An 18,858-nucleotide genomic window follows, 5' to 3' on the forward strand; every position below is an offset into this window, starting at 1 on the left:
GGCTCTTCGACAAACACAGGTCCGGGGGTTTCAACGGCGGCAGGCCTTTCCAGCAAGGCCAGGCGTTGCTCGACCACTTTCAGGGCGTTGCGGGCAGACTCCAGCTGACGGCCTTGTTCCTCCGTACGCGAGGCGAGCATCGACAGGCGAATCGCCTGGCCAATGCCCAAACCGAGCAGCGCTCCAATGCCCGCATCACTGAACGACTCATCGAGCGTCCAGCCGAGCACCAGGCCAATCAGCATGAAAATCCATTGCATGGTCGATATCCCTAAGCAGCCCGAAGCGGGCAAAGGCGACGCTCAGTATATCGACACGGACCCCATGTGGGAGCGGGCTTGCTCGCGAAGGCGGTGGATCAGTCACAAATTTGTCGACTGACGCTGCGCCTTCGCGAGCAAGCCCGCTCCCACATTTTGTATTGCGGTGTCTAATCCAACGCTTTCCAGATTTCCGTCGCGTATTCGCGGATGGTCCGGTCCGACGAGAACCAGCCCATGCGCGCGGTATTGAGCACCGCCGAACGCCACCATTCCTTGGAGTCGTGCCAATGGGCCTCGACCCGCGCCTGGGCATCCCAGTAGGAATCGAAGTCGGCACAGACCAGGAAGCGGTCGTAGTCGATCAGCGAATCCACCAACCCGGCATAACGGCCCGGATCATCCGGTGAGAACACCCCGCCACGAATCGCTTGCAGCACATCATTCAAGCGATGGGACGCGGCGATCTCTGGCCCGGCGTTGAATTCGCCCGCGTGTTTGCGCGCTTCCACCTGCTGGGCGCTGAGGCCGAAGATGAACATGTGGTCGGCACCCACGCGCTCGTGCATCTCGACGTTGGCGCCGTCCATGGTGCCGATGGTCAGCGCGCCGTTGAGGCCAAATTTCATGTTGCTGGTGCCCGAGGCTTCAAAGCCGGCGGTGGAAATCTGCTCCGACAAGTCGGCCGCCGGAATGATGCTTTCCGCCAGGCTGACGTTGTAGTTGGGCAGGAATACCACCTTGAGCAACCCGCGCACGGTGGGGTCGTTGTTGACGGTACGGGCGATGTCGTTGGTCAGCTTGATGATCAGCTTGGCCTGGTGATAGCTGGCCGCGGCCTTGCCGGCGAAGATCTTCACCCGCGGCACCCAGTCGGTGCCCGGCTCGGCCCGGATCGCCTGGTACAGCGCGACGGTGTGCATCAGGTTCAGCAGCTGGCGCTTGTACTCGTGGATCCGCTTGACCTGCACATCGAACATCGCCGCCGGGTTGACCGAAATCCCCAGGCGCTCGTGAATGATGTCGGCCAGTGCCCGCTTACTGTGCAGCCGCTGTTCGGCGAAGGCCTTGCGAAAGGCTTGCTTCTCGGCAAACGGTTCCAGGTCTGCCAGGCGCTGTTCGGGGTTATCCAGCACGTCCGGGCCCAGTGCCTCCACCAGCATCGCCGTGAGCTTGGGGTTGGCCTGGTACAGCCAGCGGCGGAAGGTAATGCCGTTGGTTTTGTTGTTGATGCGGTCCGGGTAGAGCTTGTGCAGTTCGGAGAACACCGTGCTGCGCATCAGTTGAGTGTGCAGGCCGGATACGCCGTTGACACTGTGGGAGCCGAGGAACGCCAGGTTGCCCATGCGTACGCGGCGACCGTTGTCTTCTTCGATCAGCGAGACGGCACGCAGCACGTCGAAGTCATGGATGCCCTTGGCCCGCAGCGAGTCGATATGCTGGGCGTTGATCAGGTAGATGATCTGCATGTGCCGCGGCAGCATGCGCTCCATCAGGCCGACCGGCCAGGTTTCCAACGCCTCGGGGAGCAAGGTGTGGTTGGTGTACGAAAGGGTTTCGACGGTGACGTCCCAGGCGGCATCCCACGGGATGTCGTGCAGGTCCACCAACTGACGCATCAACTCGGCCACCGCGATCGAGGGGTGAGTGTCGTTGAGCTGGATGGCCGCGTGCTCGCCCAGGCTCAATACCGAGCCGTGCATGTTCTTGTGGCGACGCAGCAGATCCTGCAACGAGGCGGAGACGAAGAAGTACTCCTGGCGCAGGCGCAGCTCCTGCCCTGCTTCGGTGCTGTCGGCCGGGTAAAGCACTCGGGAGATGCTTTCGGCGCGGGCCACTTCGGCGACGGCGCCCAGGTGGTCACCGGCGTTGAAGCGCTCCAGGTGCAGGTCTTCGACGGCCCGGGCGCGCCACAAGCGCAGGGTGTTGACGCTGGCGCCGCGCCAGCCGACGACCGGGGTGTCATACGCCACCGCGCGTACGGTTTCATTTGGCGACCAGACCTGGATCGACTTGCCGGACGCGTCCAGCACGGTTTCCACACCACCGCCAAAGCCGATCGGGTAGATCACTTCGGCGCGCTCGAACTCCCAGGGGTTGCCGAAATCCAGCCAGCGTTCGGTTTGCTCCTGCTGCCAGCCATCGACAATCGCCTGGCGAAACAGCCCGTGCTCATACCGAATGCCATAGCCATGGCCGGCGATGCCCAGGGTCGACATGCTTTCCATGAAGCAGGCCGCCAGGCGGCCAAGGCCACCGTTGCCCAGGGCCGCGTCGGGCTCCAGCAGGCGAATGCGCTCCATGTCCACACCCAACTCGCTCATGGCCTCACGGGCCACGTCCAGCAAGCCAAGGTTGCTCAGGCTGTCGTAGAGCAGACGGCCGATCAGGAATTCCAGCGAGAGGTAATAGACCCGCTTCTGTCCCTTGCGGTAGATGTGCCGCGTGTGGTCCATCCAGTGGTCGACCATGTGGTCGCGGGCGGCCAGTGCGATGGCTTCAAACCAATCGTGGTCGAAGGCGTGATCGGGGTCCTTGCCCACCGCATAGGTAAGTTTGGTCAAGACGGCATCGCGAAATGCGGCTACCTCTGCTTCTCGTACAAGCGGTTCCTGAGACATCGATGCGACCTCGGGCGAGATAGAAGGAGTTGCTAGAGCCTAGACGGTCTGACAGACGGTAGACGCTCTGGTTCGGCAGTTTTTTAACTCATTCACCTTTGCGGGAATTTGATGCAGGGGCCGTGCCCGTTTGTGGCTCGGCACAGCCTTCGAGCTGAAAGCTGGAAGATATTGTTCAAAAAACCACCAGTTCCGGTATGATCCCGCGCCGGATAACACCCCTCTTGGAAACCTGATGAAGCCTCAACTGATCGCCGCCGCGGAACTCGACCGTCTCGAGACCTGGCAGAAATACTCAAGCCATATGTGTGGCGGCTGTGTGTCGAGCTGCTGCACCCTGCCGGTTGAGGTGAAGATCAAGGACCTGATCCGCATCGGCATCGTCGATGAGTTCGAGCGTGGCGACCCGCCGAAGAACATCGCCAAGCGCTTGCAGAAGGAAGGCATCGTCGAGCGCTTCAACGCCAAATCCGAGATCTTCACCCTGCAGCGCATGAGCAACAACGATTGCCTGTACCTGGATCGTAAGAGCCGCTTCTGCACTATTTATGACAAGCGCCCGGATACTTGCCGCAATCACCCGAAAATCGGGCCGCGCCCGGGGTATTGCGCGTACAAGCCGAAGGAAGTGGTGCGCGAGACCAGGCTCAAGACCCTCGACAAGTTCTGATCCAGATTTTTTATTGCTTGAACTACCGCTTTCGCGAGCAAGCCCGCTCCCACACTTGACCTCACTCATCCTGAAAAAACGCGGTCGAATGTGGGAGCGGGCTTGCTCGCGAAGGGGCCCGCACAGTCACTACAGATATTGCAGGCATAAAAAAACGCCCCCGGCCTTTCGACCGGGGGCGTTTTTCATTCAGCCTGAGTTAACTCAGTTCTTGGCTTTCTTGGCAGCGCGGGTACGCTCGCCTTCGTCCAGGATCTTCTTACGCAGGCGGATCGACTTAGGCGTAACTTCGCACAGCTCGTCGTCCTGGATGAATTCCAGAGCCTGTTCCAGGGTGAAGCGAACAGGTGGAACCAGAGCGATGGTTTCGTCTTTACCCGAAGCACGCATGTTGTCGAGCTTCTTGCCTTTGGTTGGGTTGACGCCCATGTCGTTGTCACGGCTGTTCAGGCCAACGATCTGACCGTTGTAGATCTCTTGACCGTGTTCAACGAACAGCTTGCCACGCGCCTGGAGGGTTTCCAGGGAGTAGGTCAGCGCCTTGCCGGTTTCTACCGATACCAGAACACCGTTCTGACGACCGGACATGTCGCCGGACTTCATGGTGTCGTAGCGATCGAAGATCGAGGTCAGGATGCCAGCACCGTTGGTCAGGGTCAGGAACTGGTTACGGAAACCGATCAGACCACGAGCAGGGATGTTGTATTCCAGACGCACACGGCCTTTGCCATCCGGCACCATGTTGGTCAGGTCGCCCTTACGCAGGCCCATCTCTTCCATGACCTTGCCCTGGGATTCTTCAGGGGTGTCGATGGTGACGTTTTCAAACGGTTCCTGCTTCACGCCGTCAACCTGACGGATGATCACTTCAGGACGACCAACGCCCATTTCGAAGCCTTCGCGACGCATGGTTTCGATCAGTACCGAGAGGTGCAGCTCACCACGGCCGGAAACCTTGAACTTGTCAGCCGAGTCGCCTTCTTCAACGCGCAGAGCAACGTTGTACAGCAGCTCTTTGTCCAGACGTTCCTTGATGTTACGGGAAGTCACGAACTTGCCTTCTTTACCGCAGAAAGGCGAGTCGTTTACCTGGAAGGTCATGGAAACGGTTGGCTCGTCAACGGTCAGAGGCTTCATCGCCTCGACGTTGTCCGGCTGGCACAGGGTGTCGGAAATGAACAGCGAGTCCATACCGCTCACACACACGATGTCACCGGCAAACGCTTCTTCAACGTCGATGCGGTGCAGGCCGTGGTGACCCATCAGCTTCAGGATACGACCGTTGCGCTTCTTGCCGTCGGCGCCGATGGCGACCACCGGAGTGTTCGGCTTGACGCTACCACGAGCGATACGGCCAACACCGATAACACCCAGGAAGCTGTTGTAGTCCAGTGCCGAGATTTGCATCTGGAACGGGCCTTCACGGTCAACTTTCGGAGCCGGTACGTTGTCGACGATCGACTGGTACAGCGGGGTCATGTCTTCAGCCATGTCGGTGTGTTCCAGACCGGCAATGCCGTTCAGGGCCGAGGCGTAGACGACTTTGAAGTCCAGCTGTTCTTCGGTGGCACCCAGGTTGTCGAACAGGTCGAAGATCTGGTCCAGAACCCAGTCCGGACGCGCGCCTGGACGGTCAACCTTGTTGATGCACACGATCGGACGCAGGCCGGCTTCGAAAGCCTTCTTGGTCACGAAACGGGTTTGCGGCATAGGGCCGTCTTGAGCGTCAACCAGCAGCAGAACGGAGTCAACCATCGACATTACGCGTTCAACTTCGCCGCCGAAGTCGGCGTGGCCCGGGGTATCCACGATGTTGATGTGGTAGCCGTTCCAGTTGATGGCGGTGTTTTTCGCCAGAATGGTAATACCGCGCTCTTTCTCCTGGTCGTTGGAGTCCATCACGCGCTCGTCGTTGAGCTCGTTGCGCTCCAGGGTGCCGGATTGACGCAAGAGTTTGTCTACCAGGGTGGTCTTACCATGGTCAACGTGAGCAATGATGGCGATGTTGCGTAGATTTTCGATCACTTGTGTATCTCGATCAGAGGATTCGGTGTGCTGACAGGTCGTGGCAGCGATTAACAGTAGAGTCAGGCCTTGCCGTTACAGCTTGACGGCAGAGTCGGGGGGCCGGTGACGCAGGCCACAGGCAAACAGCCCCGGGCTCTTAGCTCGGTCGATAAACGCGCACATTGGCATGCCCCTCACTGAGCAAATGGTGGGCATGCAGGCGACTCATCACGCCTTTGTCGCAATACAACAGGTACTGACGGCTGTCATCCAGTTCCTTGAAACGCGCATTCAATGCATAGAACGGCAGCGTTTGTACGTCGATGCCAGCAATTTCCAGCGGCTCGTCTTCAGCGGCATCCGGGTGACGGATGTCGATGATGATCTGACCGGCCAGAGCCTCGCTGACTTCTTCGATCTGCAAATCCTGGCCCAATTCGTCGATAACCCGATCGATCGGCACCAGCTTGGCGTTCTCAAGCGCACGCTCGAGCACCGCCATATCGAACTGTTGTTCTTCGTACTCCACGCGGTTGCGTTTGGCGTGGGTCTTGGGGTTCACCGAGATGACCCCGCAATATTCCGGCATGTGCTTGGCGAAATCCGCCGTGCCGATCTGGGTCGCCAGGTCGATGATGTCTTGCTTGTGACTGGCGATCAGCGGGCGCAGTACCAGCTTCTCGGTCACAGAGTCGATCAACGACAGGTTCGGCAGGGTCTGGCTGGACACCTGGGAAATCGCTTCACCGGTGACCAGTGCGTCGATTTCCAGTCGATCCGCGATTCGGGACGCAGCGCGTAACATCATACGCTTCAATACTACGCCCATATGACTGTTATCGACTTTCCCGAGAATTTCTCCCAGGACTTCCTCGAACGGTACGCTGACAAACAGCACCCGTTGCGAGCTGCCGTACTTCTTCCAGATGTAATGCGCGACTTCCATCACGCCCAATTCGTGTGCACGCCCGCCCAGGTTGAAGAAGCAGAAGTGGCTCATCAGCCCGCGGCGCATGATCTGGTAGGCCGCGACAGTGGAATCGAAACCGCCGGACATCAATACCAGGGTCTGTTCCAGGGCACCCAGCGGGTAGCCGCCGATGCTGTCGTGCTGGCTGTGGATCACAAACAACCGTTGGTCGCGAATTTCCATCCGCACTTCAATTTGCGGCTCTTTCAGGGAAATTCCGGCAGCGCCGCACTCGCGACGCAGCTTGCTGCCCACGTATTTCTCGACATCCATGGAGCTGAACGGGTGCTTGCCGGCGCGTTTGCAACGCACTGAAAACACCTTGCCTGCCAGCACATCGCCGTAGTGCTGTTTGCACTTTTCGGTGATGTCGTCGAAGTCGCCCAGCGGGTACTCGTCGACCTGCAGGAAATGCGCGATGCCCGGCACGCAGCTCAGGCGCTCGGTCATGTCCTTCAGGGCCTTGGGGTCTGTGAGGCGGGTTTCCAGCTCGAGATTGTCCCACACACCATTCACCACCACAGCCGGGTCCAGATCGCGGAGCACGGCACGGATGTTCTTGGCCAATTGACGGATGAAACGCATCCGTACCGGTCGGCTCTTGATGGTGATCTCGGGGAAGACTTTAACGATTAATTTCATGAAAACAGCGCGCGCAGGCCCAGCCGAAAAAGGGGGGCGCGGATTATAGCGGAAATCGCTCAAGGTTTAACCAGTTAATATGCAACTGACCTTTCGCGCACCAAAACGGGTCATAAACCAAAATAAGCGCTACATTGCGGTGCGCAATTTCTTCCGTTTCAGCGGATTGCACCTTTATAGGGGCGTTTTTGTGGCAAAAAACCCATGTCGGGGCACTGGCATGCAATTTGCTCTCTTGTGAGGCAGGTTGCCTTGGTCGAGTATTCGCGCCGGCATCACCCACATTCTAAGGGCTACTCCACTACCCCAGCCCGAAGCCACCCGGAGGACACTATGTCGAAGTCGGTTCAACTCATCAAAGATCATGACGTCAAATGGATTGATCTGCGCTTCACGGACACCAAAGGCACTCAGCACCACGTGACCATGCCGGCTCGCGACGCGCTGGATGACGCCTTCTTCGAAGAAGGCAAAATGTTCGACGGCTCCTCCATTGCCGGCTGGAAAGGCATCGAAGCTTCCGACATGATCCTGATGCCGGACGACAGCACTGCCGTACTCGACCCGTTCACCGAAGACCCAACCTTGATCATCGTCTGCGACGTGATCGAGCCTTCGACCATGCAGGGCTACGACCGTGACCCACGTGCGATCGCCAAGCGTGCCGAGGAATACCTGAAGTCGACCGGTATCGGCGACACCGTATTCGTAGGTCCAGAACCAGAATTCTTCATCTTTGATTCGGTCAAGTTCAAGTCCGACATCTCTGGCTCCATGTTCAAGATCTTCTCCGAACAAGGTTCGTGGATGTCCGACCAGGACGTGGAAGGCGGCAACAAAGGCCACCGTCCAGGTATCAAAGGCGGCTACTTCCCGGTTCCTCCGTTCGACCACGACCACGAAATCCGTACCTCCATGTGCAACGCCATGGAAGAGATGGGCCTGGTCATCGAAGTTCACCACCACGAAGTGGCGACTGCCGGCCAGAACGAAATCGGCGTGAAGTTCAACACCCTGGTTGCCAAGGCTGACGAAGTTCAGACCCTGAAGTACTGCGTACACAACGTGGCTGATGCCTACGGCCGTACCGCTACCTTCATGCCTAAGCCTCTGTACGGCGATAACGGTTCGGGTATGCACGTTCACCTGTCCATCGCCAAAGAAGGCAAGAACACCTTCGCTGGCGAAGGTTATGCCGGCCTGTCCGACACTGCCCTGTACTTCATCGGCGGTATCATCAAGCACGGTAAGGCCCTGAACGGCTTCACCAACCCGTCGACCAACTCCTACAAGCGTCTGGTTCCAGGTTTCGAAGCTCCGGTAATGCTCGCCTACTCGGCTCGCAACCGTTCCGCTTCGATCCGTATTCCTTACGTGTCCAGCCCTCGCGCTCGCCGTATCGAAGCCCGTTTCCCGGATCCGGCAGCCAACCCGTACCTGGCCTTCGCTGCCCTGGTCATGGCCGGCCTGGACGGTATCCAGAACAAGATCCACCCAGGCGACGCCGCCGACAAAAACTTGTACGACCTGCCGCCTGAAGAGGCCAAAGAGATCCCACAAGTGTGCGGCAGCCTGAAAGAAGCCCTGGAAGAGCTGGACAAGGGCCGTGCGTTCCTGACCAAAGGCGGCGTGTTCAGCGACGACTTTATCGATGCCTACATCGCCCTGAAAAGCGAAGAAGAAATCAAGGTCCGCACTTTCGTACACCCACTGGAATACGAGCTGTACTACAGCTGCTGATCCGGTAGCGCTGCTTAACGTGGCGTGATGAAAAAGGCCTCCTTCGGGAGGTCTTTTTTTTGCCCGCAAAACCCTGTGGGAGCGGGCTTGCCCGCGAAAAATTCAAAGGCGCCGCATTTCTTCAATATTTACGCGTTATCGTTAACGACCTTCGCGAGCAAGCTCGCTCCTACAGAAGAGGGATCTGCCTTGAAACTCAAAATTGGGTTCATCTTGCTGGCCATCAGCGCCAATGTATTCGCAGCACCACCCACCCTCGCCCCGCTGCTCGACAGCATTGCCGAACGCCTGGCGATTGCCGACCAGGTGGCCCTGAGCAAATGGGACAGCCACAAGCCCGTCGAAGACCGCCCACGGGAGCAGGACGTGATCGCCAGCGTCGTCGCCCAGGCGCCGAGCTACAAACTGGCACCGGCACAGGCCGAGCAGTTTTTCTCGGCCCAGATCGAGGCGAACAAACTGGTGCAGTACGCCCACCTTTCCGACTGGCAGCTGCAAGGCAAGGCGCCGAATGACCCACGCCCGGATCTGGTCGGCCAGATCCGCCCTAAACTGGACCTGCTGCAAAAACGCCTGCTGCAACAGCTGGCGGACTTCACCCCGGAGCGCACCAACCCGCAATGCCCGCAATGGCTGGCCCAGGCCAATCACGCACCTGCCAAAGACTCGCTGCACCAGCTGGCAATGATCCGCGCCACTGCCGAGCTGTGTATCTATAAAATCTAAAATTGCGAACCCCATCAAAATGTGGGAGCGGGCTTGCTCGCATGGCGGTGTGTCAGTTGATATATGCATGACTGACACGCCGCCTTCGCGAGCAAGCCCGCTCCCACAATTTAGATCCGACCCATTCAGCCAATCAGTCGCTGCCACCAGCTTCCTGAACAGACTTTTCAAAACCGCACTATATTGGTGCGATACGCTGCACCCTTCCCACTTACGCAACCCATTTTGGTTCGAAACTTCCCGTCCAAGCTGGCAGAACGCCACAGTTTCGCGCCTTAAGCCCCCATTTCAGGGCTTTAACGCTTCTTTTCGGAGCTTTGGTTTGGTTTTTGCATTTTCCTTGTATCAGCGTGTGCCTCAAGCCCGCGCCTTGCTCCAAAAGAGGTCCTAATGACCATCAGCGACGCACTGCACCGCCTGTTACTCGACAACCTGACCACCGCGACCATTCTGCTCAATGACGAACTGCGCCTTGAGTACATGAACCCGGCGGCGGAGATGCTGCTGGCCATCAGCGGGCAGCGCAGCCATGGGCAATTCATCAGTGAGCTGTTCACTGAGTCGGCCGAGGCCTTGAGCTCGTTGCGCCAGGCCGTGGAGCAGGCGCACCCGTTCACCAAGCGCGAAGCGATGCTCACCGCCCTCACCGGCCAGACCCTCACCGTCGACTACGCGGTAACACCGATCCTCAGCCACGGCGCCACCTTGTTGCTGCTGGAGGTGCATCCCCGCGATCGCCTGCTGCGCATCACCAAGGAAGAGGCGCAGCTGTCCAAGCAGGAAACCAGCAAGATGCTGGTGCGCGGCCTGGCCCATGAGATCAAGAACCCCCTGGGCGGGATTCGCGGTGCCGCACAGCTGTTGGCCCGCGAGCTGCCGGACGAAAACCTCAAGGACTACACCAACGTCATCATCGAGGAAGCCGACCGCCTGCGTAACCTGGTAGACCGCATGCTCGGCTCCAACAAGCTGCCGTCGCTGGCAATGACCAACGTGCACGAAGTGCTGGAGCGGGTTTGCCAGTTGGTGGAAGCCGAAAGCCAGGGCTGCATCACCTTGGTGCGCGACTACGACCCGAGCATTCCCGACGTATTGATCGACCGCGAGCAGATGATCCAGGCGGTGCTCAATATCGTGCGTAACGCCATGCAGGCCATCAGCAGCCAGAACGAGCTGCGCCTGGGCCGCATCAGCCTGCGCACCCGTGCCCTGCGCCAGTTCACCATTGGCCACGTGCGCCATCGCCTGGTGACCAAAGTCGAGATCATCGACAACGGCCCCGGCATCCCTGCAGAACTGCAGGAAACCATCTTTTTCCCAATGGTCAGCGGCCGCCCGGACGGTACCGGGCTCGGCCTGGCCATTACCCAGAACATCATCAGCCAGCACCAGGGTTTGATCGAATGTGAGAGCCATCCCGGTCACACCACCTTCTCGATCTTTCTGCCACTGGAACAAGGAGCCCCATCGACATGAGCCGTAGTGAAACTGTCTGGATCGTCGATGACGACCGTTCTATCCGCTGGGTCCTGGAGAAAGCCTTGCAACAGGAAGGCATGACCACCCAGAGCTTCGACAGCGCCGACGGGGTGATGAGCCGCCTGGCTCGCCAGCAGCCCGATGTGATCATCTCCGACATCCGCATGCCCGGCGCCAGCGGCCTGGACTTGCTGGCGCGGATTCGCGAGCAGCACCCGCGCCTGCCGGTGATCATCATGACCGCGCACTCGGACCTGGACAGCGCTGTCGCGTCCTATCAGGGCGGCGCCTTTGAATACCTGCCAAAACCGTTCGACGTGGACGAAGCGGTGGCGCTGGTAAAACGCGCCAACCAGCACGCCCAGGAACAGCAGAACCAGGAAGCCCCGCCGGCCCTGACCCGTACCCCGGAAATCATCGGCGAAGCGCCGGCGATGCAGGAAGTGTTTCGCGCCATCGGGCGCTTGAGCCACTCCAACATCACCGTGCTGATCAATGGCGAGTCGGGTACCGGTAAAGAGCTGGTGGCCCACGCCCTGCACCGTCACAGCCCACGGGCGGCGTCGCCGTTCATTGCGCTGAACATGGCGGCGATCCCGAAAGACTTGATGGAGTCGGAACTGTTCGGCCATGAAAAAGGCGCGTTCACCGGTGCGGCCAACCTGCGCCGTGGCCGTTTTGAACAGGCCGACGGCGGCACGCTGTTCCTCGATGAAATCGGCGACATGCCGGCCGACACCCAGACGCGCTTGCTGCGGGTCCTGGCCGACGGCGAGTTTTATCGGGTAGGCGGGCACACGCCAGTCAAGGTCGACGTACGTATCATCGCGGCGACGCACCAGAACCTGGAAACCCTGGTGCACGCCGGGAAATTCCGTGAAGACTTGTTCCACCGCCTGAACGTGATCCGCATCCACATCCCACGGATGTCGGACCGTCGCGAGGACATCCCGACCCTGGCCCGTCACTTCCTCAGCCGCGCCGCCCAGGAGCTGGCCGTCGAGCCGAAGCTGCTGAAAAGCGAGACCGAGGAATACCTGAAGAACCTGCCATGGCCGGGCAACGTGCGTCAGCTGGAGAACACCTGCCGCTGGATCACGGTGATGGCTTCGGGGCGCGAAGTGCATATCAGCGACCTGCCGCCTGAGCTGCTGAGCCTGCCGCAGGATTCGGCACCGGTGACCAACTGGGAGCAGGCACTGCGCCAATGGGCCGACCAGGCCCTGGCACGTGGCCAGTCGAACCTGCTGGACAGCGCTGTGCCGGCTTTCGAGCGGATCATGATCGAAACCGCCCTCAAGCATACCGCTGGACGTCGTCGCGACGCCGCCGTGCTGCTGGGCTGGGGCCGCAATACGCTGACACGCAAGATCAAGGAGCTGGGGATGAAGGTCGACGGTGGGGATGATGACGAAGGTGATGAGGCCTGATCACTAATCCCTGATCCACTGAAGATCTAATGTGGGAGCCGGGCTTGCNNAGCGCCATCGCAGGCAAGCCAGCTCCCACATTTGTTTTGTACCAGACTAACGACCGTGCACCGCTTCAATGCACCACGAACCGGCATCGCGCACTTATCCAACGCCTGAAACCCATGCCTTGTTAAGAAAATATTAAAACCCAAAAAAGCCAAAGCCCCGTATTCCGGGGCTTTGCGCTTTCTGAAGAAATTTTTTGGCGCCACTTCGCAATTCTGGCACGCGCCCTGCAATAACCCTGTCACTACCCAGTTTCGGGGACCTTGGTACAGGCAGGCCGAGAATCCCCTCTTTAACACCCGGGGCGCTTGATGCGGATCGCGTCGCGCCCCACACCCGTTTCGGGAACCTCGGTACAGGCAGGCCGGGGATTCCCTCTTTAACACCGAAGCCTTTGGCTTCACCCCGTTTTGGGAGCCCTGGTACAGGCAGGCCGGGAACTCCCTTCTTTACACCCGGGGCTTATGAGGTAACGCGCCCATAGCCCCAGCCCGTTTTGGGAACCTTGGTACAGGCAGGCCGGGGATTCCCTCTTTTATTGCTCCTGGAGATGGATCTCTACCCGCCAGCGTCCATCGGCCTTCTCTCCCGACCACTCCCCGCGCAACGGCCGAGCCGCCACCAGGTTCAGCAGCAAGCCGCCATCGGTCTTGCGTACGCGCCAGTTCACATCCTTGTCATTGACCTTCAACTGGCCGCCCTGGGCCTTGCCAAGCGCATCGAACAGCAGCGCCACGGTGCCGTCGATATGCTCGCCGTGCAGCTTGGGTTCGCTGTTGAACCACACCACCAGGCCATCGGCGGCGGGCTCTACCTGCTGTAGCTCAACCGGGTCTGGCGTGGTCAGCCGGCCGATCATCAGGCCTACCATCAAGCCGACAATCGCCAACGAGCCTAAAACCCGTGGCAATAGCTTCGGCCTGGGGTCTTCTTCAGGGGTAGAATGCAGCGCATCTTTGCCTTCGGAGCCGTGCATGTTTCACGTCATCCTTTTTCAACCAGAAATTCCGCCGAATACCGGCAACGTTATCAGGCTGTGCGCCAACAGTGGCTGCCACCTGCATTTGATCGAGCCCTTGGGTTTCGACATGGACGACAAGCGCCTGCGCCGCGCCGGGCTGGACTACCACGAGTACGCCACCCTGCAACGCCACGCCGACCTTGCCAGCTGCCTGGAAAGCCTGAACCACCCACGGTTGTTCGCGTTTACCACCAAGGGTTCGCGGCCGTTCCATGATGCCAGCTTTGCCGAAGGCGACGCCTTCCTGTTCGGCCCGGAAAGCCGCGGCCTGCCGGCAGACGTGCTGGACGCCCTGCCAGACGGCCACCGCCTGCGCCTGCCGATGCGCGAAGGCTGCCGCAGCCTGAACCTGTCCAATACCGTGGCCGTCGCGGTTTACGAAGGTTGGCGGCAACTGGGGTTCAAGTAACACTGCATAACGAATGTGGGAGCGGGGGGGGGGGCGNNTTGCTCGCGAAAGCGGAGTGCCAGTCAACGAAGATATCGACTGAAGTACCGCATTCGCGAGCAAGCCCGCTCCCACATTGGATCGGCGTCGTTGCTCAGAACAGCTTACTGAACCGTTGGCGAGCCTTCCTGTTGCATGCGCTGCAGCTCTTGCGCATACAGGGCATCGAAGTTCACCGGGGCCAGCATCAGCGCCGGGAACGAGCCACGGGTGACCAGGCTGTCCAGGGTCTCACGGGCATACGGGAACAGAATGTTCGGGCAAAACGCGCCCAGGGTGTGACTCATGGACGCTTCGTCCAGGCCCTGGATCAGGAAGATACCGGCCTGTTGCACTTCAGCAATGAAGGCCACTTCTTCGCCGTTCTTGACGGTGACCGACAGGGTCAGCACGACCTCGTGGAAGTCACCTTCCAGTGCCTTCTGACGGGTGTTCAGGTCCAGCGCAACGCTCGGGGTCCATTCCTGACGGAAGATGGCCGGGCTTTTCGGCGCTTCGAACGACAAGTCACGTACGTAAATACGCTGCAGGGAAAATTGTGGGCCTTGAGCTTCTTCTGCTGCCGCTTCGGTGTTCTGTTGGTCAGTCATCGCAGATCCTTCGTGATCTTGGGGTCTTTTAGGGGTTAGGAGTCAGACGTGAAGCAGCGCATCCAGTTTACCGGCGCGCTCGAGTGCGAACAGGTCATCGCAACCACCGACATGCTTGTCACCGATCCAGATCTGCGGCACGGACGTGCGTCCCGCTTTCTTGGTCATCTCGGCGCGCACCTGGGGCTTGCCATCAACCTTGATCTCTTCGAAGACAACGCCCTTTTTCACAAGCAGGGCCTTGGCCCGCATGCAATAAGGGCAATAATCGCTGGAATAAACGACAACCTGGCTCATATCACTTCACCAGCGGCAGGTTATCGCCACGCCAGCTGGAAATACCACCCGACAGTTTGGCGGCGTTGAAGCCGGTTTTCAGCATCTCGCGGGCGTGGGTGCCGGAGTGCTGGCCCTGGGCGTCGACCAGGATAATGGTCTTGGCCTTGTGCTTTTCCAGCTCGGCCAGGCGCGAAATCAGTTTGTCCTGGGGAATGTTCAGCGCGCCGACAATGTGACCGGCGGCGAAATCCTTGGCGGGACGAATGTCCACCACTACGGCCTCATCCTTGTTGACCAGGGCGGTCAGCTCGGACGTGCTGAGGCTGCGGCCACCGCGGCTCAATTCGTGAGCGATCAGCAGCGCCAGCAGTACGACGAACGCACCAGCGAGCAAATAGTGGGTAGTGGCAAATGCAATCAGGTGATCAACCATCAAGGAGGTTCCAGGGCGTTAAAATGGCGGTAAGTATACACAGCCGTCATGGTCGGCCAACCCCCGTAAAGCGGTGACGTGGTCGGAACTTCGCTTTAAACTGCCACTCCCTTTTCTATTCCCTTCATTCATTACCGCCGCGAGAGGATCTATGACTACTACGCCTAAACCTTTGGTCCTGATAATTCTCGATGGCTTCGGACACAGTGAAAGCCACCACGACAACGCCGTGTACTCGGCCAGCAAGCCAGTACTGGACCGTCTGAGCGCTACCGTTCCGAACGGCCTGATCTCGGGCTCGGGCATGGATGTTGGCCTGCCGGACGGCCAAATGGGCAACTCGGAAGTCGGCCATATGAATCTCGGTGCCGGACGAGTGGTCTATCAAGACTTCACCCGCGTGACCAAAGCGATCCGCGACGGTGAGTTTTTCGAGAACCCAAACATCTGCGCGGCAGTGGATAAAGCGGTCAAGGCCGGCAAGGCCGTGCACTTCATGGGCCTGCTATCGGACGGCGGCGTCCACAGCCACCAGGACCACCTGATCGCCATGGCCGAACTGGCCTTCAAGCGCGGCGCCGAGAAGATCTACCTGCACGCGTTCCTCGACGGCCGCGACACCCCGCCGAAAAGTGCCCAGTCCTCCATCGAACTGCTGGATGAAACCTTCAAGACCCTCGGCAAAGGCCGCATCGCCAGCCTGGTTGGCCGCTACTTCGCCATGGACCGCGACAACCGCTGGGACCGCGTGGCACAGGCCTACAACCTGATCGTCGACGGCCAGGCCGAATTCAACGCCGCCACCGCCCAGGAAGGCCTGGAAGCCGCCTACGCCCGTGGCGAGAGTGACGAGTTCGTCAAGGCCACCACCATCGGCGAACCGGTCAAGGTCGAAGATGGCGACGCCGTGGTGTTCATGAACTTCCGCGCCGACCGTGCCCGCGAGTTGAGCCACGTATTCGTCGATGCCGGCTTCAAGGACTTCGAGCGCGCCCGCCAGCCGAAAGTCGAATTCGTGATGCTGACCCAATACGCCGCCAACATCCCGGCCCCGTCGGCATTCGCCCCGGGCAGCCTGGAAAACGTGCTGGGGGATTACCTGGCGAAAAACGGCAAGACCCAACTGCGCATTGCCGAAACCGAGAAATACGCCCACGTGACCTTCTTCTTCTCCGGCGGTCGTGAAGAACCGTTCCCGGGTGAAGAACGCATCCTGATCCCGTCGCCGAAAGTCGCCACCTACGACCTGCAGCCGGAGATGAGTGCCCCGGAAGTCACGGACAAGATCGTCGACGCCATCGAACACCAGCGCTACGACGTGATCGTGGTCAACTACGCCAACGGTGACATGGTGGGCCACAGCGGCAACCTGGAAGCGGCGGTAAAAGCCGTGGAATGCCTGGACCTGTGCGTCGGCCGCATCGTCGACGCCCTGGACAAGGTGGGCGGCGAAGCGCTGATCACCGCTGACCACGGCAACTGCGAGCAAATGTCCGACGAATCCACCGGTCAGGCCCACACCGCCCACACCACCGAGCCGGTGCCATTCATCTACGTCGGCAACCGTGACTTTAAAGTACGTGATGGCGGCGTGCTGGCCGACGTGGCACCGACCATGTTGATGCTGATGGGGCTGGAGAAGCCGAAAGAGATGACTGGCACTTCGATTCTGGTCTGACACAGTTCAGGGGTTGCTCAAAACAGGCAGCCCGTCAATAATGGACTCGAGCGCGAAACCAGTTGCCTCCAGCGGCGATAACTGGCGTAGGAACCCCGCAGATGGCTGGATATCCGCGTAGGGTGAGACCTCCACACCCCTGCTTGAGGGTGTGTATATGAATATCAAGCAAGCACTACTTAGGGCAGTTCGAAAGAGCTGCCCTTTTCTTTGGGCGTCACAAAAGCTCGTAACGCTTGTAGAGCAACTCACCATGACGATGCTTGTTCAAGGCCTTGGCGTCTGTCTGCATGAAGTTCCACAGCACATTGCCAGCCTGAATATTGACCACCACCAGCATCTGCCTCCTGGATTCATAAGCCCCAATGAATGCTAAACGAGCGGAGCAATCGCTATAAGCAACACGCCATATTTCCAGAGGCCCCGTCAATGTGTCCAAGGCGAACCTGACATAACGCTCTCTGGCGTCCTGCCGCTTTTCAACAATGTGCTGCAGACAGCTACGCCTGATCGCTATTTGCCCCAAAGGCGAGGCAACTTCCACTTCCGAACAGCTCGAATGGGCAATGCCAAAATGCATTGCGACTATATCGATGGCCGCTTCGACGTCATTGCCGGCGGCCACTTCCTCAAGTGGACGCGCTCGCAAGGCCCGATCCAGACTACGAAGATCGGGAAGCCCATAATCAAGCCACGTATGCTGGCCTTTTGACTCGTGAATACAAGGCATTACTGACTATGCCGACCGTCGGATTAACAGGGCCGAAGAGTCTATTCCGAGCGCAAATGCACCGTCAGGGTGGAGCATTTCAAGGCATTTCGCGAAGCACACAAAACAACTGCAGAAGCACGACACGACGCTCTCAACCGCTCGTCGCCTTCAAAGGGCTATGGGACTTGCCCACAATTGCTTGCAGAATGCGGCCACTGGGCACCTAACTTGCCTGCCAAGCCGAATTGGGCGTTTTTTTTGCAGCGCTTGGCGGGCATACTAGGCCGTCCCTTTCCCTGGTGTCGCCCGCCTCTATGCTTCGCGCCTTGATTACCCTTGCTCTTGTCTGCCTGCTCCAACCGGCGTTTGCCGATGAGCGCGCACAAACCCAACAACAGTTGGACGCTACGCGTCAGGACATTACCGAGCTGAAGAAGCTGCTCGGCAAGCTCCAGGAAGAGAAGTCCGGCGTGCAGAAAGACCTGCGCGGCACGGAAACCGAGATGGGCAAGCTGGAGAAGCAGGTCCAGGAGCTGCAAAAAGAACTAAAGAAGAGCGAGTCGGAACTGGAGCGACTCGACGCTGAGAAAAAAAAACTCCAGAGCGCCCGCGTTGAACAGCAACGCCTGATCGCGATCCAGGCCCGCGCCGCTTACCAGAACGGCCGCCAGGAATACCTCAAGCTGCTGCTCAACCAGCAGAACCCGGAAAAGTTCGCCCGCACCCTTACCTATTACGACTACCTGAGCAAGGCCCGCCTGGAGCAACTGAAAAGCTTCAACGAGACCCTGCGCCAGTTGGCCAACGTCGAGCAGGAAATCGCCAACCAGCAGTCGCAGCTGCTCGACCAGAAAACCGCCCTCGACAGCCAGCGCGACGAACTGGACAAGGTCCGCAAGGAGCGCCAGCAGGCGCTGGCCAAGCTGAATGACGACGTGAAGGCCCGTGACGCCAAGCTCCAGGCCCGCGAGCAAGACCAGGCCGACCTGGGCAAAGTCCTGAAAACCATCGAGGAAACCCTGGCGCGCCAGGCCCGTGAGGCAGAGCAGGCGCGGCAAAAAGCGCTGCTGGCCCAGCAGGAAGCCGAAAAAAAGCGCGAGCGTG

General features: G+C 59.4%; 17 protein-coding genes. 8 read left to right on the forward strand and 9 right to left on the reverse strand.

Annotated elements, in window-relative coordinates; all coding sequences use genetic code 11:
• Positions 1-260: hypothetical protein (locus tag HX846_RS39370; protein ID WP_256739755.1), on the reverse strand; the 260-nt coding region annotated here is incomplete at its 3' end.
• Positions 261-430: 170 nt separating this feature from the next.
• The gene (locus tag HX846_RS01280; protein ID WP_003217995.1) at positions 431-2,881 is read right to left on the reverse strand and encodes a glycogen/starch/alpha-glucan phosphorylase; all 2,451 of its coding nucleotides are present in this window, start codon (positions 2,879-2,881) and stop codon (positions 431-433) included.
• A gap of 235 nt (positions 2,882-3,116) precedes the next feature.
• Between HX846_RS01280 and HX846_RS01285 the strand changes: the two genes are divergently transcribed.
• Complete coding sequence (locus HX846_RS01285; RefSeq protein WP_177021045.1) at positions 3,117-3,551, forward strand: YkgJ family cysteine cluster protein; 435 nt, start codon at positions 3,117-3,119, stop codon at positions 3,549-3,551.
• A gap of 204 nt (positions 3,552-3,755) precedes the next feature.
• Here HX846_RS01285 and typA read toward each other — a convergent pair whose 3' ends face one another.
• Positions 3,756-5,576, reverse strand: a complete 1,821-nt coding sequence (typA, locus tag HX846_RS01290; protein WP_003217997.1) for a translational GTPase TypA — start codon at positions 5,574-5,576, stop codon at positions 3,756-3,758.
• Positions 5,577-5,715: 139 nt separating this feature from the next.
• Positions 5,716-7,170: a tRNA uracil 4-sulfurtransferase ThiI gene (thiI, locus tag HX846_RS01295; protein ID WP_023659343.1), complete on the reverse strand. Its 1,455-nt coding sequence runs from the start codon at positions 7,168-7,170 to the stop codon at positions 5,716-5,718.
• Positions 7,171-7,503: 333 nt separating this feature from the next.
• On the opposite strand from thiI, the gene glnA reads away from it, so the two are divergent.
• The 4 genes from glnA to ntrC all read left to right on the forward strand — a co-directional run bounded on the left by glnA (position 7,504) and on the right by ntrC (position 12,545).
• Positions 7,504-8,910: a glutamate--ammonia ligase gene (glnA, locus tag HX846_RS01300; protein ID WP_003217999.1), complete on the forward strand. Its 1,407-nt coding sequence runs from the start codon at positions 7,504-7,506 to the stop codon at positions 8,908-8,910.
• Positions 8,911-9,099: 189 nt separating this feature from the next.
• Complete coding sequence (locus HX846_RS01305; RefSeq protein WP_134325592.1) at positions 9,100-9,636, forward strand: chorismate mutase; 537 nt, start codon at positions 9,100-9,102, stop codon at positions 9,634-9,636.
• A gap of 390 nt (positions 9,637-10,026) precedes the next feature.
• Positions 10,027-11,112 carry a nitrogen regulation protein NR(II) gene (glnL, locus tag HX846_RS01310; protein ID WP_003218001.1) on the forward strand — a complete coding sequence of 362 codons (1,086 nt, stop codon included), beginning with the start codon at positions 10,027-10,029 and terminating at the stop codon, positions 11,110-11,112.
• On the forward strand, positions 11,109-12,545 hold the full coding sequence (ntrC, locus tag HX846_RS01315; RefSeq protein ID WP_008435682.1) for a nitrogen regulation protein NR(I): 1,437 nt from the start codon (positions 11,109-11,111) through the stop codon (positions 12,543-12,545). The genes glnL and ntrC overlap by 4 nt, the downstream gene beginning before the upstream one ends.
• Positions 12,546-13,128: 583 nt before the next feature.
• On the opposite strand, the gene HX846_RS01320 is transcribed toward ntrC, so the two are convergent.
• Complete coding sequence (locus HX846_RS01320; protein WP_003218005.1) at positions 13,129-13,569, reverse strand: hypothetical protein; 441 nt, start codon at positions 13,567-13,569, stop codon at positions 13,129-13,131.
• Here HX846_RS01320 and HX846_RS01325 point away from each other — a divergent pair.
• Positions 13,568-14,023, forward strand: a complete 456-nt coding sequence (locus tag HX846_RS01325) for a tRNA (cytidine(34)-2'-O)-methyltransferase (RefSeq protein WP_003218007.1) — start codon at positions 13,568-13,570, stop codon at positions 14,021-14,023. The genes HX846_RS01320 and HX846_RS01325 overlap by 2 nt on opposite strands.
• Before the next feature lie 143 nt (positions 14,024-14,166).
• On the opposite strand, the gene secB is transcribed toward HX846_RS01325, so the two are convergent.
• From secB to HX846_RS01340, 3 genes are read right to left on the reverse strand one after another with little or no spacing between them, the layout of a single operon-like run.
• Positions 14,167-14,652 (reverse strand): protein-export chaperone SecB, encoded by a 486-nt coding sequence (gene secB, locus HX846_RS01330; RefSeq protein ID WP_003218009.1) that lies wholly within the window; start codon positions 14,650-14,652, stop codon positions 14,167-14,169.
• Positions 14,653-14,694: 42 nt separating this feature from the next.
• Positions 14,695-14,949: a glutaredoxin 3 gene (gene grxC, locus HX846_RS01335; RefSeq protein WP_003218011.1), complete on the reverse strand. Its 255-nt coding sequence runs from the start codon at positions 14,947-14,949 to the stop codon at positions 14,695-14,697.
• Between the two features lies 1 nt (position 14,950).
• Positions 14,951-15,364 (reverse strand): rhodanese-like domain-containing protein, encoded by a 414-nt coding sequence (locus HX846_RS01340; RefSeq protein ID WP_003218014.1) that lies wholly within the window; start codon positions 15,362-15,364, stop codon positions 14,951-14,953.
• Between the two features lie 151 nt (positions 15,365-15,515).
• On the opposite strand from HX846_RS01340, the gene gpmI reads away from it, so the two are divergent.
• Positions 15,516-17,042 (forward strand): 2,3-bisphosphoglycerate-independent phosphoglycerate mutase, encoded by a 1,527-nt coding sequence (gpmI, locus tag HX846_RS01345; RefSeq protein ID WP_178964825.1) that lies wholly within the window; start codon positions 15,516-15,518, stop codon positions 17,040-17,042.
• A gap of 217 nt (positions 17,043-17,259) precedes the next feature.
• Here gpmI and HX846_RS01350 read toward each other — a convergent pair whose 3' ends face one another.
• Positions 17,260-17,691: a PBECR2 nuclease fold domain-containing protein gene (locus HX846_RS01350; protein ID WP_256344182.1), complete on the reverse strand. Its 432-nt coding sequence runs from the start codon at positions 17,689-17,691 to the stop codon at positions 17,260-17,262.
• A gap of 377 nt (positions 17,692-18,068) precedes the next feature.
• On the opposite strand from HX846_RS01350, the gene HX846_RS01355 reads away from it, so the two are divergent.
• Positions 18,069-18,858 (forward strand): murein hydrolase activator EnvC (locus HX846_RS01355; RefSeq protein WP_372241960.1); only part of this gene is annotated, 790 nt, incomplete at its 3' end.

The organism is Pseudomonas sp. K5002 (assembly GCF_013386655.1).
Classification (GTDB): domain Bacteria; phylum Pseudomonadota; class Gammaproteobacteria; order Pseudomonadales; family Pseudomonadaceae; genus Aquipseudomonas.

What these genes read in the sequence shown, in the direction of transcription:
- HX846_RS01340 (WP_003218014.1), bottom strand. Translation starts at nt 15,364, where the DNA reads ATGGTTGATCACCTGATTGCATTTGCCACTACCCACTATTTGCTCGCT.
- glnA (WP_003217999.1), top strand. Translation starts at nt 7,504, where the DNA reads ATGTCGAAGTCGGTTCAACTCATCAAAGATCATGACGTCAAATGGATT.
- thiI (WP_023659343.1), bottom strand. Translation starts at nt 7,170, where the DNA reads ATGAAATTAATCGTTAAAGTCTTCCCCGAGATCACCATCAAGAGCCGA.
- ntrC (WP_008435682.1), top strand. Translation starts at nt 11,109, where the DNA reads ATGAGCCGTAGTGAAACTGTCTGGATCGTCGATGACGACCGTTCTATC.
- HX846_RS01280 (WP_003217995.1), bottom strand. Translation starts at nt 2,881, where the DNA reads ATGTCTCAGGAACCGCTTGTACGAGAAGCAGAGGTAGCCGCATTTCGC.
- gpmI (WP_178964825.1), top strand. Translation starts at nt 15,516, where the DNA reads ATGACTACTACGCCTAAACCTTTGGTCCTGATAATTCTCGATGGCTTC.
- HX846_RS01325 (WP_003218007.1), top strand. Translation starts at nt 13,568, where the DNA reads ATGTTTCACGTCATCCTTTTTCAACCAGAAATTCCGCCGAATACCGGC.
- grxC (WP_003218011.1), bottom strand. Translation starts at nt 14,949, where the DNA reads ATGAGCCAGGTTGTCGTTTATTCCAGCGATTATTGCCCTTATTGCATG.
- HX846_RS01320 (WP_003218005.1), bottom strand. Translation starts at nt 13,569, where the DNA reads ATGCACGGCTCCGAAGGCAAAGATGCGCTGCATTCTACCCCTGAAGAA.
- glnL (WP_003218001.1), top strand. Translation starts at nt 10,027, where the DNA reads ATGACCATCAGCGACGCACTGCACCGCCTGTTACTCGACAACCTGACC.
- secB (WP_003218009.1), bottom strand. Translation starts at nt 14,652, where the DNA reads ATGACTGACCAACAGAACACCGAAGCGGCAGCAGAAGAAGCTCAAGGC.
- HX846_RS01285 (WP_177021045.1), top strand. Translation starts at nt 3,117, where the DNA reads ATGAAGCCTCAACTGATCGCCGCCGCGGAACTCGACCGTCTCGAGACC.